This window comes from Myxococcus sp. AB056, from assembly GCF_006547365.1.
GTDB lineage: Bacteria > Myxococcota > Myxococcia > Myxococcales > Myxococcaceae > Myxococcus > Myxococcus virescens.
On the sequence record NZ_VHLB01000013.1, the window covers coordinates 1 to 13371 of the forward strand.

The 13371-nt window shown below is 67.1% G+C and carries 13 protein-coding genes; 8 read left to right on the forward strand and 5 right to left on the reverse strand.

Translation table 11 applies throughout. The annotated features are described in order from the left end of the window. Positions 1 to 355: transposase (locus FMP39_RS08390; protein WP_194858297.1), on the forward strand; the 355-nt coding region annotated here is incomplete at its 5' end. Between the two features lie 77 nt (positions 356 to 432). Here FMP39_RS08390 and FMP39_RS08395 read toward each other — a convergent pair. Continuing rightward, positions 433 to 1032 carry a hypothetical protein gene (locus FMP39_RS08395; protein ID WP_194858298.1) on the reverse strand — a complete coding sequence of 200 codons (600 nt, stop codon included), beginning with the start codon at positions 1030 to 1032 and terminating at the stop codon, positions 433 to 435. Between the two features lie 21 nt (positions 1033 to 1053). On the opposite strand from FMP39_RS08395, the gene FMP39_RS08400 reads away from it, so the two are divergent. Both FMP39_RS08400 and FMP39_RS08410 read left to right on the forward strand, forming a co-directional pair. After that, positions 1054 to 1329 carry a hypothetical protein gene (locus FMP39_RS08400; protein WP_020478315.1) on the forward strand — a complete coding sequence of 92 codons (276 nt, stop codon included), beginning with the start codon at positions 1054 to 1056 and terminating at the stop codon, positions 1327 to 1329. Positions 1330 to 1901: 572 nt separating this feature from the next. Beyond that, positions 1902 to 3491, forward strand: a complete 1590-nt coding sequence (locus FMP39_RS08410) for an MBL fold metallo-hydrolase (RefSeq protein WP_141253440.1) — start codon at positions 1902 to 1904, stop codon at positions 3489 to 3491. 57 nt (positions 3492 to 3548) lie between these two features. On the opposite strand, the gene cysC is transcribed toward FMP39_RS08410, so the two are convergent. Further along, positions 3549 to 4106, reverse strand: coding sequence for an adenylyl-sulfate kinase (gene cysC / locus FMP39_RS08415; RefSeq protein WP_141589447.1), 558 nt, complete (start codon positions 4104 to 4106; stop codon positions 3549 to 3551). Between the two features lie 106 nt (positions 4107 to 4212). Between cysC and FMP39_RS08420 the strand changes: the two genes are divergently transcribed. Next, positions 4213 to 4998 carry a thioesterase II family protein gene (locus tag FMP39_RS08420; protein ID WP_225888916.1) on the forward strand — a complete coding sequence of 262 codons (786 nt, stop codon included), beginning with the start codon at positions 4213 to 4215 and terminating at the stop codon, positions 4996 to 4998. A gap of 9 nt (positions 4999 to 5007) precedes the next feature. Here FMP39_RS08420 and FMP39_RS08425 read toward each other — a convergent pair whose 3' ends face one another. Then, entirely contained in the window at positions 5008 to 5784 is a 777-nt protein-coding gene (locus FMP39_RS08425) for a 4'-phosphopantetheinyl transferase superfamily protein (RefSeq protein WP_141589449.1), read from the reverse strand. 201 nt (positions 5785 to 5985) lie between these two features. Here FMP39_RS08425 and FMP39_RS08430 point away from each other — a divergent pair, with 201 nt between their 5' ends. From FMP39_RS08430 to FMP39_RS08445, 4 genes are all read left to right on the forward strand, one after another. Next, on the forward strand, positions 5986 to 7239 hold the full coding sequence (locus FMP39_RS08430) for a glycosyltransferase family 2 protein (protein WP_141589450.1): 1254 nt from the start codon (positions 5986 to 5988) through the stop codon (positions 7237 to 7239). Beyond that, positions 7236 to 8336, forward strand: a complete 1101-nt coding sequence (locus tag FMP39_RS08435) for a hypothetical protein (RefSeq protein ID WP_141589451.1) — start codon at positions 7236 to 7238, stop codon at positions 8334 to 8336. The genes FMP39_RS08430 and FMP39_RS08435 overlap by 4 nt, the downstream gene beginning before the upstream one ends. 51 nt (positions 8337 to 8387) lie before the next feature. Beyond that, on the forward strand, positions 8388 to 9527 hold the full coding sequence (locus tag FMP39_RS08440; RefSeq protein ID WP_141589452.1) for a hypothetical protein: 1140 nt from the start codon (positions 8388 to 8390) through the stop codon (positions 9525 to 9527). Positions 9528 to 9691: 164 nt separating this feature from the next. Further along, positions 9692 to 10258: a hypothetical protein gene (locus tag FMP39_RS08445; protein ID WP_228557801.1), complete on the forward strand. Its 567-nt coding sequence runs from the start codon at positions 9692 to 9694 to the stop codon at positions 10256 to 10258. A 146-nt stretch (positions 10259 to 10404) separates the two neighbouring features. Here the strand turns inward: FMP39_RS08445 and FMP39_RS08450 are convergent, their stop codons facing one another. Both FMP39_RS08450 and FMP39_RS08455 read right to left on the reverse strand, forming a co-directional pair. Next, positions 10405 to 12012 (reverse strand): Rieske 2Fe-2S domain-containing protein, encoded by a 1608-nt coding sequence (locus tag FMP39_RS08450; RefSeq protein WP_141589454.1) that lies wholly within the window; start codon positions 12010 to 12012, stop codon positions 10405 to 10407. Positions 12013 to 12277: 265 nt separating this feature from the next. Then, on the reverse strand, positions 12278 to 13366 hold the full coding sequence (locus FMP39_RS08455) for a carbohydrate-binding protein (RefSeq protein ID WP_141589455.1): 1089 nt from the start codon (positions 13364 to 13366) through the stop codon (positions 12278 to 12280). Between the last annotated feature and the right edge of the window lie 5 nt (positions 13367 to 13371).

Here is a 13371-nt window from a genome sequence, read left to right on the forward strand (position 1 = left end):
GAAGGCCAGCTCACTCTTCATCCAACTCCTTTGGCGCATCTGCGGTGAGTACCGTGGCGCCCCACGAATCCACCTCATCTTGGACAACGCCTCCATCCACAGCAGCAAGAAGACGAAGAAGGCGCTCAAGCAACTCGACGGCAGGATTGTCCTCCACTTCCTGCCGCCTTACTGCCCGGACGCCAATCGCATTGAGCGCGTCTGGCTGGACCTCCACTCCAACGTCACCCGCAACCATCGCTGCCGCCCCCTCCAGAAGCTGATGCGGCGCGTCCATGCCTACCTGCACGCTCGCAACGCCCAGCGTCGTGCCAGTCCTATCCTCCGCAAGGTCCATCTGCGGCGCGCCGCCTGAGTGCGTGCGAGATTCGTGATCGGGCGTTTAGGAGATCATGCGGGAGACTGTTCGCTAATCACCACCCGGTCAGCGGACTAACTTGGTGCTTCGTCCGAGCCCGCTCCTCGCAATCCTAGGACAGACACGTCGTGCTCCTTGACAAGCTTCTGCAGATCGGAGCGAATTACTAGCAACTCAGGCGCCGACATCTTCAGACTGAGTTGCAGCATATCAATGCGACTCCGATTCAACCGAGAGGAGCGCCATTTCCGCTCGAATCCTCCTGTTGCGCTCGTCGCCGCCAGGATCGTCGTTAGCAATGAGAAGAGAGAAGTAAGATCTCGTTGCTCGGCCCCCCAGAAAGAGAAGTTCGACTGTTGTGCCAAATAGGTCGCGAAGGCCCCCGAGATGACCGCCCCATAGGCTGTGACATGATACGCGGCGCTCCATATGCGGCAGCCCAGATTGAAGCGGTTACGCCACTTGTCGAGTTCCTCCTTAAGAACTTCTAAATCAGTAGCCATTAAGCACCTCCCCCACCGACACGTGCCAGAGACGGTGGTCCTCAATCTCCTGTCACCCAGCAATATCGGGAACACCATCCGGACGTAGGCCAGGTTGCCGTTCAGCACCAGCCACTCCGCTGCCCCCACGTGCCATTGCATCGTTCTCTGGTTATCCTGGGGACGCATCACGTTCTCACAAAAGGGGAATACATGCGTACCGGCATCATGGTGGGACTCCTGGCAGTAGGGCTGATGACGGGCTGTGGCGGCATCGAAGAAGAGGCCGCCGCCGGGCTCGAAACGGAGGCCCAGGCGATCCCCTGTCGTGACATCACCGGCCGGGACTACGTCATCACGTACTACGCGGAACCCGCGAAGGTCACCAAGGTCGGTGAGCTCCTCTGCGGCTGCAGCACGCCAGAGACGGTCCTCAACGGCACGAAGACCTCCTACTACGAGAAGGTCTACGGCTGCTTCGCGATGTAGCGAAAACGCCCCGCACGACCTGACACGGCGGAACGGCGCGCGGGCAACGGGAACCCCGCTGCTCGCGCGTCCGTGGAGAACCCGGCAGGGACTCTCAGTGTCCCCGGTAGCAGTAACGCCCTGGGTCACCCTGCGTGCAATCCTCGGGACAGGTCCGGGCCGTCTCCCCAGGACAGCACGCGCCGTTTCCACAGAACTCGCCACGTGGGCAATCAACGGGACAGCTCAGCCGCTCGCCGATTTCGCAGACACCATCTCCACAGACCGCGAGCGTGGCTTCCGTCGTGGCGAGCGCCTCATCCTGCGCATCCTCCGAATCCATGGCGCCAACGCCACAGCCCACGGCCACTCCCACCATCAGGGTCAGCACAACATTCCAAGCTGCCTTCATCGGGACGCTCCTTGCTTGAGTTGCACGATGAAAGGGATACGCCCGGATGCTCGCAAGGTTGAGCTAACGCAAAAGATGCGCCGTGTTGGCCTCGTGCATCACCCTTCGAATCCGTGTATCTACGGGCTCCAAGTTTGCCAATTTCCCGACGTTTTCCGGACCTCGCTCGGAGGAGACCGCCATGCTGGACCGCCCCATGTACCTCAAGCCGAACGTCGCCATCGAGCCGCTCTACAATCAGTGGTACGCGTGGTGGTACCTGCTGTCTCCGGCGACCGCCCCGCTGTTCGTGACGAACCTGCACCAGAAGCTGATGCAGTCCTTCGTGGCGAACCCGGACGTGCACGTGGCGGCCCTGAAGAACCCGATGCTGATGGGCGGCCCGTTCATCAACCACCCGGCGGCGAAGGCCCCGCGCGTGAAGGAGCTCCTGGAGCGGACGCAGAAGGAGCAGGCCAACATGCTCGCGTACACCAAGGCGGTGGCCGAGCTGGAGCAGCTCATGGCGCCCAACAACGGCGGCTCCCTGGAGGGCCTCTACGCCAAGGTGCCCGACATCCTCCGCGGCTACGTGGAGCTCACGTATGACCTCAGCAACCGCGCCAGCGCGCGGTACATCGAGCCGCTCCTGTACCGCAGCCCCTTTCACAAGGAGTCCTCGCAGAGCGTGACGCTCATGCAGGTGGACGGCGACTGGCGGCCCTACATCTTCAGCACGCCCCGCCTGGAGGAGGACACGCCCCTGTGGCTGCGCGTCCCCTACAAGCACGAAGGCCTGGACGCCCTCTTCCGCATGCGCCACACGCCGGGCTCGCCCGGACAGGTCGCGGAGATGCTCGGCGTGCCCGCCTCCGCCGCGGACGCCTTCGCCGCGCTCTTCACCGACGTCGAGCCCCGCCGCACGGAGCGCTACACCGGTGAGGGTGTGCGCGTGCGCTACTTCGGCCACGCCTGCGTGCTGCTGGAGACGAAGGACGTCAGCATCCTCACCGACCCCGTCATCAGCTACGAGTTCCCCACGGACCTCCCCCGCTTCACCCACTCCGACCTGCCCGAGCGCATCGACTACGTGGTCCTCACGCACGGCCACGCAGACCACCTGATGATGGAGACACTCATCCAGCTGCGGCACCGGGTGGGCTGCATCATCGTCCCGCGCAACAACGGCAACTCGCTGGCGGACCCGTCGCTGCGGCTGATGCTCCACCACAACGGCTTCAAGAACGTGGTGGAGATTGACGACCTCCAGGAGATTCCCGTGCCGGGCGGCTCCATCACTGGCCTGCCCTTCCTGGGCGAGCACAGCGACCTGGCCATCCAGGCCAAGACGGCGCACCTGGTGCGCCTGGGCGGCAAGTCCATGCTGATGGCCGCGGACTCCAACGCCATCGAGCCGCGCATGTACCAGCACCTGCGCGACATCGTCGGCACCATCGACGTGCTGTTCCTCGGCATGGAGTGCGAAGGCGGCCCGATGAGCTGGATGTACGGCCCGCTGCTGTGCAATCCCCTGCCCCGGAAGATGGACCAGGCCCGCCGGCTCAACGGCTCCGACAGCGCTCGCGCCATCGAAATCACCAACTACCTGTCGCCCAAGGAGGTCTACGTCTACGCCATGGGCCAGGAGCCGTGGCTGCGCCACGTGATGATCCTCGTCTACGACGACAAGGCCCCTCAGATTGTCGAGTCGAACAAGTTCCTGGAGCACTGCCGCACGAAGGGCATCCAGGCCGAGCGCCCCTACGTGAAGATGGAGCGCATCCTCGCCTGAGTCCGCGCCTCGGCTCCCCCGAGGTGCGCGGACCTTCCGCCACCTCGGGGACGCGCTTCACGCCGCCGCGGCGGCGTCGAGCAGGCCCCGCTTTCGCAGCGTCTCCAACACGCGCCACAGGCCCGCCTCCACGGTGTCCACATCCGAGCGGACGGTGACGTCGGGCGCGTCAGGCGCCTCATAGGGGTCCGACACGCCGGTGAAGTGCGCCAGCTCGCCGGCCAGCGCCTTCTTGTAGAGCCCCTTCACGTCCCGGGCGATGAGCACGTCCAGAGGCGCCTGGACAAAGATCTCCATGAAGGGGATGCCCGCCTCCTCGGCCAGCCGGCGCACCTCGGCGCGCGAGCTCGCATAGGGCGAGATGGCCGCGGCGATGACGCCCACCCCGTGCTTCGCCAGCAGCCGGGCAACATGACCGATGCGGCGCACGTTCTCCTCGCGGTCCTCGCGGGTGAAGCCCAGTCCGCGGGACAGCCAGGTGCGCACCTCATCTCCGTCCAGCACCTCCACGGGCATCGACGAGGCCAGGTGCGCGCGCAGGGCACGGGACAAGGTGCTCTTGCCCGCGCCTGACAGACCTGTCAGCCAGAGTATGAAGCCCGCGGAACGCCCCATGGTGACTCCAGAATGACGCCCCTGCGCGTCCCCGAAACGCTAACACGCCACGCGGCCTCCGGGACTTGACCCGTTTTCCGTGGCCATGCGACAGAGCCTTCACGTCATGCAAAGCGCGTCCAACTCGAGCCCTCATGCCCCCGACCGCTGGTTCCCCACCCGGAAGCCGTTGACGGACCCGCGGCTGCGGCTGTTCTGCCTGCCGTACGCCGGTGGCAGCGTGGCCATCTACAACCAGTGGAGCCAGGGCCTGCCGGCGGGTGTGGAGCTGTGCCCCGTCCAGCTCCCCGGGCGCGAGCGCCGCCTGTCCGAGAAGCCCATTGGCAGCCTGCCTGCCCTGGTGGACGCGTTGCTGCCCGCCATCGCGCCGCTGCTGGACCGGCCCTTCGCCTTCTTCGGCTACAGCATGGGCGCTCGCATCTCCCTGGAGCTCGCCAGGCGCCTCCAGGCCCGCAATGGCCCGCGCCCCGTGGGCCTGTTCCTGGGGGCCGCCGGGCCGCCGTCCGTCAACACCCGCGAGCCCATCCACCACCTGCCTGAACCGGAGTTCATCGCGCAGCTGCGACGCTACGACGGCACGCCCGAGGAGATCTTCCAGCACCGCGAGCTGCTGGAGCTGGTGATGCCCATGCTGCGCGCCGACTTTGGCATCGCCTTCACGGAGGACGGCCCCCAGCCCGCGAAGCTGGAGGTCCCCATCTCCGTCGTCGGCTCGCCCGAGGACAAGCACGTCCCCACCGCGAACCTGGAGCGCTGGCGCGACGAGACGCGGAGCGAGGACGTCCGCGTCCGCCTCTTCCCTGGCGGCCACTTCTTCATCAAGTCGCAGCGGGACGCCCTCCTCGCGCACATCAGCGAGGACCTGAACCGGTGGATGGGCCGCGCGCCCTGAGCCCGCCGTCTACGCCGCCTGGAACCGGGGCGGCGTGTCCCCGGCCAGCGGCACCGTGAATTGCCAGCGCACCGTCAGCGGCTGCTCACGGGGCCGGTTCACCGCCACCGCCGCCTGGTGCCGCTCCGACGGGCGCAACTGAACGAACTGCCACGCCTCCGGCACATCTTGCATCCGCGGGTCGAAGGAGATGCGCGGCGCCTGTCCCGGCTCCAGGTGGAAGGCGAACTGGTCCAACGGCAGTGACAGCCCCGCGCCCCGCGCCTTGATGTAGGACTCCTTCAGCGTCCAGTACTCGAAGAAGCGCTCCCGGTGCCGCTCCGCCGGCAGGGCCTTCAGCGCCGCCACTTCCGACGCGGCGAAGTAGTGGTCGGCGATCTCCACCGTCTCCCCCTTCCGCTGCGCGTCCTCCACGTCCGCGCCCAGCTCCGCGTCCCAGCCCACCGCCACCAGCGCCATGCCGTCCGTATGGGACAGGTTGAAGCGCAGCTTCGGGCCCCACTCCCCCCGCACCACCGGCCGGCCGTACGTGTTGGTGTCGAAGGCCCAGGCCTCCGGCGCCACCGGCGCGTAGCGCGACAGCGTCAGCCGCACCAGCGCATGGCTCACCAGGTACTGGCGCTGGTGCCGCTCGAAGCGGAAGCGCTGCTGCTTGTCGCGCTCCTTCGCGTCCAACAGCCCCCAGTAGGCATCCAGGAGGCGCCGGTCGTCGATGCGCTCGGGCTCGACAATCCATACATGGACCTCATCTGGACGCAGCGCGAGGGGCTGGAAGTCTGTCGGCATGCCCCCTTTCTACCACCGCCGCCTGTTCGCTCCTGCGTGCTTCTGCGTGGCATGGCCACTGATGGCCACTGTCTCTGACCCTTGAGGCAGATGGCACACACCGTTGCCCCCGCCAACCTTTCGCTCGCTCGTGTTGGGGTTCGCGGCGGCAGGTGGGGTCGCGACGAGGGCGGCTCGTGGCGTGACGGGGGGCAGGGACGGATGGAGCTCTTTCCAATTCAGTTACTTTTCATGGTGGTTCTGATGAACCGCTATGTCCTCGGGCCATTGCTACGGCGCCTGAAGGGGCGGAAGTTCGACAGAGTCGACGACACCTACCTGCCGCGCGTCGCCATCGTCATCCCGCTGTTCAACGAAGGCGAAGGCATCTACCACGGCGTTCGAAGTCTTCTGGAGCAGGACTATCCCAGCCACCTGCTGCAAATCGTGGTGGTGGATGACTGCTCCAAGGACGACAGCTACGCCTGGGCACTGAAGGCGGCGGAGGGAAATCCCAACGTCATCGTCATGCGCAACCCGGAGAACATGGGCAAGCGCAAGGGCATCAACCGCGCGGTGAAGGCCGCCACAGACGCGGAAATCATCGTGTCGGTGGACTCGGACGTCATCGTCGACAAGGCCGCAGTCCGCCAGCTGGTGCGCCGCTTCGTCAGCCCGCGCATCGCCGCGGTGGGCGGCCGAACCTACGTGACGAACCGTCATCAGAACTGGATGACGCGGATGATTGAAATCAAGTTCCACTTCGCCCAGGAGTGGCTCAAGGACCTGGAGCGCAGCTTCCGCCAGGTGATGTGCCTGTCGGGCTGCCTCACCGCTTACCGCCGCCACGTGCTGCTGGAGCTGGAGCCCATCCTCGAGGCGCGCGCCATCGCGGGCATCCCCATCAAGTACGGCGAGGACCGGTTCCTCACGCGCCAGATCGTCAAGCACGACTACGAGACGGTCTACACGCTGGACGCCTTTTGCTTCACCGCCGCACCGTCGACGCTGGCCGGGTACTTCTCCCAGCAGCTCCGGTGGCGCCGCTCCAACCTGGTGGACCTGCTGGGCGGCCTGTCACACGCCTGGCGGCTCCACCCGGTCGTCGCGGTCCACTACGTGTCACAGCTCGCGCTGCTCCTCTCCTACCCACTGGTCATCGTGCACAACGTCCTGACCGGCGAGTTCTGGGACATCCTCGCCTTCCACTTCCTGGTCATCGGCTTGCTCGGGGTCATCTATCGAGTCGAAACCCGACACCTTTCCGCGGACCGGCGAGTCCACGGCGCCAGCTTCCTGCCCATGGCCCTGCTGATGCCGGTGACGTACGCGCTCTTCACACCGCTGGCACTGCTGACGCTGGACTCGGGGAGCTGGGAGACGCGGGGCAGCGCCAGCGCCGCTCCCGAGACGTCGCCAGTCGACTCCGGGGGCCGCTTTCCTCCCACCCATGCTGGTGAGGGCACTACGCCATGAACCAACGCGTCGCCAATCGCGTCAACAGCATCGCCGTCTCTGCCTACAAGTTCATCGGTTCCCTGCTGCTCGCGCTCATCATGCTCGGGCTGGTGTCCTTCCTGTCCGTTCAGGGCTTCTTCCTGGTGAGCCGCAGCTGGGTGACCCCCACGGTCATCTCGCCGACGGACCCACAGATTCTCACGCTCAACACGCAGGTGGCCGCGCAGACGTCCGCGCGCGACCACGTGTTGTCGGACCGGCGGTCGGTGGAGAACCGCATCTCCGACGCCGAGCGCACCGTCGCCGCGGAGCGCGCGTTCCAGCAGCGCTTCCTCGTCGCCCTGCGTGGCGAGCGCGACGCCAAGGACCGGGTGGCACAGCGGCTGTCGTTGCTGCGCCGTGAGTACAGCAACGCCCGGGCGGAGATTCTCCAGTCCAACCGTGCCTTCGCCGGACTGGCGCGCACGCGCACCGACGCGCTGTATGACGCGCGCCTGATGGAGCAGGAGGAGAAGCTCACCATCAACCACCACCTGGCGCAGCTGGCGCAGAGCAACCTGTCACTGGCGCAGTCCTCGGCGGACCTGGAGACGCGGCTGGATTCGCTCCAGCGTGAGATTGCCGGCCTCTCGGCGGTGCAGTCCGGGATGGGCAAGAACGAGACGCCCCAGGGCATGACGTCCGACGTGCTGCTGCTGGAGCGCGAGTACACGCACTCCGTCCTGGAGCAGGCCCGCGCGGAGGCGACGCTGAAGAGCCTCCAGACGGACCTGGCCGCCCTGGACGAGGTGGCCCTGCGCTACGACACGCTGATTGCGTCGCTGCGTGCGTCGCCGTACCTCAAGGCTATTGAGAAGGACCTCACCGTCGCATTCGTCCCGTACGAGAACATCCCGAACGCCGAGCAGGGCACGCCGTTGTACTCGTGCGCGGCCAAGGTCTTCTGGTGCCACGAGGTGGGCGTCATCGGGCGCGTGCTCGAGGGCGAGGTGTCCCTCAAGCACCCCATCCGCCAGTACATGCTCCGCGGCGTCATGGTGGAGGTCCAACTGACGGACGCGCCTTCCGCCCGGGAAGACCTGCTCCACCTGGGCCGGCCGCCGCTGCTGCTGTGAGTCCCACCACCCTTTGACTGGAGACGGCCTCTGAGCCGGAGACACTCGACCATGCGGATGACCGTCACTTGTGGCGCATTGCTGTCACTTGCCGCGCGCCTGGCGCTGGCCCAGCCGGCGCCTCCTCCCGCGGGAGAACTCACGTCGCCTTCCAGCGAGGACCGGGCCGCCGGTTACTGCGACTTCGTCCGCGGCGTGGGCAGCGCGGAGGCCGCGCTCGAACTGGCGCCCGAGCTGTTCGGGGCCTTCGGCGTGGTCAACGCGGGCGAAGCCAGCGGCGGCGCTGGTACCACGCCGCTGGGTGATCCGACCCCGCGTGTGACGGCGGGGTTGATGTACGACCTCGTGGGCCTCTACCGCGGTCGAGCCATCCACAAGCGCGCGGAGGCGGACTGCCGCCGTCAGCGGGCGATAACGGTGCTGGAGTCCGCCATCCGCCAGGGCAGCGGCCTGGGCGAACAGGCCGCGCTGGAGGCTCGAGCTCGCGTTCTGGAGAAGGAGCTACCCAACGCAGAGGCGCTGCTCACGTCGCTTCGCAACGACATGAAGCAAGGCCTGGTGACGCTGGAGGAGCTGAACGCGGTGCAGGTCCGGCTGGATGGGCTGCGTCAGCTCTCTAGCAACACCCAGATTGCTCGCGAGCGGCTGGCGGCACGGCCTCGGATTCAAGAAGGTCAGCGACTGGAGAGTGTGCTGAACGAGCTGCGAGCCGCGGATGACCAGCTCGAGTCGTATAACGGTGCGCTGCGCCGCTCGCGCGCCTGGCGCGTCAGCCTGCGCGGTGGGTACGACGAGCTCATTGACGTCGACCAGGACCTTCCCCTCTTTGGGCAGCTCACGCTGTCCTACAATCTGGGCCACCTGTGGCAGGGCTCGGCCAACGCACGGGCGAGGGAGGGCCGCCGCCGCGCGACGCTCGACGACGTGTCGGGCGTACCCCAGCGGATCAACGAGCTGGTCGCCGAGCTGCGCACCGTCCACCGCACCGAGGAGGGCCGGCTGCGTGAGGTGAGCACCCTGGTGTCGGACCTGGAAGCGCAGCTTCAGTCCATGGACGCGCTCCAGACTCGGGAGGTTCGCCGCTTCCGCGGCTACCTGATGATGGAACTCACCCGCCTGCGCGCGGAGCAGGCCTATTTGCGTGCCCATGTGGAATCGCTTCAGTCCTTCCTGGGTGCCCGGTCGCCGTGACGCCGCGCCGGCTGCTCGTAGGCTGCGGCGTCCTGGCCGCGCTGCTGGGCACCGGCTCCAGTCCAGCGAATGAAGGCCGGGATGGCGATGTCGCGCCACGCCTCACTCCGAAGGAACGGGATGAGCCGCGCCGCCCAGGGGCTCCCCGGAAGAAAGGCAGGCCCATGCTGACGCGCGTCCCATTGTCCCGACTGAAGGTCACTGAAGGGAGCCTGGAGCCCGGCCCCGGCGAGCAGCTCCTCGTCGACGGGCCGCGCATGCGCGCCATCGTGCCTGGAAGCACGACGAGCAACGTGGCGCTGCGCTTCACCCTGTTAGGCCCCACCGAGCACCAGGTGGCCCTGGCTTCGGGGGAGCAGCGCCAGCAGGTGGGTCTCAAGCTCTTCGCGGTGGATGCCTGCAACGTGCTGTACGCGATGTGGCGGATGGCCCCCAAGCCGGGCATCGTCGTCAACTTCAAGCGCAACCCGGGACAGCACACCAGCCGCGAGTGCGGAAACCGGGGCTACACCATCCTGCGCCCCGAGCAGCACGTCCGGCTCGAAGCGCCCTCGCCAGGGGAGCCCCACACGCTGCGGGCCCAGCTCGACGGCAAGGTCCTCCGCGTCTGGGCGGACGACACGCTCGCGTGGACGGGCGAGGTGCCCGAAGAGGCGCTCGCGCCGGATGCCCCGGTGGGCCTGCGCTCGGACAACGTTCGGCTGAGTCTTCAGCTCTCCACGCCGCCGTAATGAAGGGTGCGGACCCTCCGCGCCAGCCCACCGAACGCCCACGGCCCATCCGGGAGGCGCGACAGGGGCACGCCGTCACCGGCACCGCGCCTTGCGTCGCCCCCCTGAGCGCCACGGAGACTGCGCGGCGCCCAGGGGACACGGCACTACAGTTGAGGCTGCGGGTCCGCCGCCGGCGTCTGGGGCTTCTCCTGCTCACGCTCGGGCAGCAGCTCCGCGCAGAGCGTGGACGTGTTCTGCGTGCACACGCCCCCGGCTTCCAGGTCGAACTGCCAACGGTGGCGCGGGCACACCAGGTAGCGCCCCTCCTCCACCCAGCCCTCGGACAGGTCGGCGCCCTGGTGGGGGCAGAAGCGCTGGATGGAGAATCGCCGCCCACCGGCCTCCACCACCGTTCGCTCCCGCTGGGACTCGGTGGAGCGGATGCCCTCGCAGAACTCGCGCATGTCCTCGATCTCCACGCCCAGGAAGCCGTGCAGCACCGGCTCGTACACGTCCGGGTTGCGGCTCAGGCGCAGGCGGAACGACAGCAGGAAGTCCTCCCACGTGAGCTTGCGGTCCAACACGCGCCCCACGTCGGCCGCGCTCGTCTTCAGCGTGTAGCGGACCTCTTCCTGGATGTCCGCCACCACGTGGACACGGCGCGCCTTGAAGTCCACGCGCAAGAGCTTCTCCGGAAGCTCCGTCAGCTCCACGTAGAGCGGCATGCCCACGCGCTCATGCAGGTCGAGGAGGTCCAGCTTGCGCTGCAGCTCCACGCGCAGCCGCTCGTGAATCTCCGCCACCTCCGCGACGAGCAGGTTGCGCCGCCGCTCACGGAACACGGACTCCTGCCGCTTCGCGTAGTCGTGCAGGTACGCCTTCAGGTTCTCCGGCGTCACCCGCTCGGCCACCTGTGAGACGAACTCCAGCGACTTCGCGTCCAGCACGTCCCCGGGCATCGGCTCCAGGTAGCGCGTCTTCCCCTGGGGCAGGCGCTGCCGCAGAAAAGCGAAGAGCTGCGTCGCGTTCGGGAAGATGTTCACCTTCTCGAAATTGAGGTGGAACTGCGCCGGGTCCAGGAAGGCCGCGGGCCCGGCCGCCGCGATGTACGCCCGCGGATGAAGCACCTCGAGCGTGCGCGCCACCGCCTCGAACTTGCTCTCCCGCTTCTTCAGCGAGATGGCCGCGTAGGTCTCCGCCGGGTACTCGTAACAGGTGGGATGCCAGATGGCCCCGGAGAACTGCGCGGAGAACACGTCGATGGGCCCCTCCTCCGCGACGATGCGCCCCATCCGGTCATGGAGCTTGCAGTCGTTGATGTTGAGGAAGCACTGCCCGTCACCGCGCACCATCACCGCGGAGTCACGGTTGGTCCCCTGCTCCGACACGAACAGCTTCACGTAACCGCCCTTGATGGGGACCTCGTGACCGTCCTCGCAGGCAATGACCTGCTTGCAGCCATACCTGGCGAACACGTCCTGCAGTTCGGAGCGGTGGAAGCGCGGCACCAGCACCGTGAAGTCCCTCTGGCGGATGGTGGCCAGGAACTCCGGGTCGAAGTGGTCCTTGTGCTCGTGGCTGACGTAGAGGTAGCGCTCCTTGCCGGGCGTCTCCAGCTTCTCCCGCACGCGCGGCGCCAGGTGGTGGTTGCACGGCAGCTGCATCCACGCCGAGTCGAATGCCCCGCGGGACGACAGCCACGGGTCCATGACGACAATGGCCCCCGCCGTCTCCACGACGAACCCGGCGTGGCCCAGGAAAGTAATGTGCATGGGAAGTCTTCCTCTCTGACAGCCAGTGGGCCGGCCTGAGCGCCGAGCCCCGGCGAAACAGGCTGCCGGCGGCTGGCTGGCGCGTCGGCGCCCGCAAGGTGGGGAGGCCGAAGCCACACGCGCCACCCGCCCGGGAGGTGGACCTTCCCGTCCATGGACGCACGAAGGGCGCGGAGGACCTCGTCGGATCCCCCACGCCCTCGTGGGACTGCGGACTGCTGTTCAGGCGCGCTCCCGCTCAGCGGGCGCGCCAAGCGTCAGCGGCTCACTGCTCCGGCGCGATTTCACGCACGGACAGCCACTTGAAGTCCACGTCGTCGGTGCTGTCCCAACGGAACGTGGCGATGGGGCCGCCCCACGTGAGCGGAATCGCGCCATCCGCGCCGCCGCAGTGCTCGGCGTCACCGCCCCAGTCACCGGCGTCCACGAAGTCGTAGACCTTCTCCCAGGAGACCTTGTCGGCGTTATCGTTGAGGTACAGCTCCAGGTGCACGGCCTCCTTGCCGTTGACCTGCGTGTTCCGCATCACCGTCTTGAAGCCAACCCAGCGGCCCGTCAGCGGCTCCGTCACCTTCTTGTACGGCGCCTGCTCGTAGGAGACGTGCCACGCCTCCTTCTGGAAACGAGCCTGGCCATTGAAGTGCAGCGCGCCCTTGTAGCTGCTGCCCTCACAGCCCTCGTGGTCGTCGTTGTGCTTACCGCCACGCGCGTACATGTCGAAGTTGTCGGACTCATCGGACGCGGAGTTGAGCTTCACGAAGCCCGTCATCTCGACGTTCTTCCAGTCATTCGGCGACTGCATGTAGCCACGGCTGGCGAGCACGTCACGGTCATACGTGGCGATCTCTTTCGGCTTGTAGCCGGTGGACGTGAAGACGTTCATGCGCACCTTGTCGCTCTTGAGATTCCAGGAGCCGTCCGAGTTGCGCGTGAGGTCGTCCTGCGGATCGAAGCGGCTGTCGGACATCGCGTCGTCAGCCAGGAACCACTGCTCACCACCGGCGACGGACGGGTGGATCATCGTCACGCCGAACTTGTCCGCGCCCGACTCGACAGGCTGCTCGGGCTCGGTCGACGGGTCCTCGGGATGGGTCGAGGGCTCGTCGGGCGGCGTGGTGGCGACAGGCCCCTCCGGCGAAGTGTCAGAGTCCCCAGGCTCCGGGGTGCCAGGGGTCTGGCCTCCGGGCGTCTGCTCGGACGGAGAGGGAGCAGGCAGCTGCGGAGACTGGCCAGGGGTCTCGGTCCGCCCTGGCGCGTTGGAATCCTCGTTACCAGCTTCACTCCCACAGGCCGTGATGGCGGCCAGGGCGAAGAGCGCACCACACGTCGAGGACAGAAAACGATTCCGAGTCAAAATGG

What these genes read in the sequence shown, in the direction of transcription:
- FMP39_RS08440 (WP_141589452.1), top strand. Translation starts at nt 8,388, where the DNA reads ATGCGGATGACCGTCACTTGTGGCGCATTGCTGTCACTTGCCGCGCGC.
- FMP39_RS08400 (WP_020478315.1), top strand. Translation starts at nt 1,054, where the DNA reads ATGCGTACCGGCATCATGGTGGGACTCCTGGCAGTAGGGCTGATGACG.
- cysC (WP_141589447.1), bottom strand. Translation starts at nt 4,106, where the DNA reads ATGGGGCGTTCCGCGGGCTTCATACTCTGGCTGACAGGTCTGTCAGGC.
- FMP39_RS08420 (WP_225888916.1), top strand. Translation starts at nt 4,213, where the DNA reads ATGCAAAGCGCGTCCAACTCGAGCCCTCATGCCCCCGACCGCTGGTTC.
- FMP39_RS08445 (WP_228557801.1), top strand. Translation starts at nt 9,692, where the DNA reads ATGCTGACGCGCGTCCCATTGTCCCGACTGAAGGTCACTGAAGGGAGC.
- FMP39_RS08430 (WP_141589450.1), top strand. Translation starts at nt 5,986, where the DNA reads ATGGAGCTCTTTCCAATTCAGTTACTTTTCATGGTGGTTCTGATGAAC.
- FMP39_RS08450 (WP_141589454.1), bottom strand. Translation starts at nt 12,012, where the DNA reads ATGCACATTACTTTCCTGGGCCACGCCGGGTTCGTCGTGGAGACGGCG.
- FMP39_RS08410 (WP_141253440.1), top strand. Translation starts at nt 1,902, where the DNA reads ATGCTGGACCGCCCCATGTACCTCAAGCCGAACGTCGCCATCGAGCCG.
- FMP39_RS08435 (WP_141589451.1), top strand. Translation starts at nt 7,236, where the DNA reads ATGAACCAACGCGTCGCCAATCGCGTCAACAGCATCGCCGTCTCTGCC.
- FMP39_RS08425 (WP_141589449.1), bottom strand. Translation starts at nt 5,784, where the DNA reads ATGCCGACAGACTTCCAGCCCCTCGCGCTGCGTCCAGATGAGGTCCAT.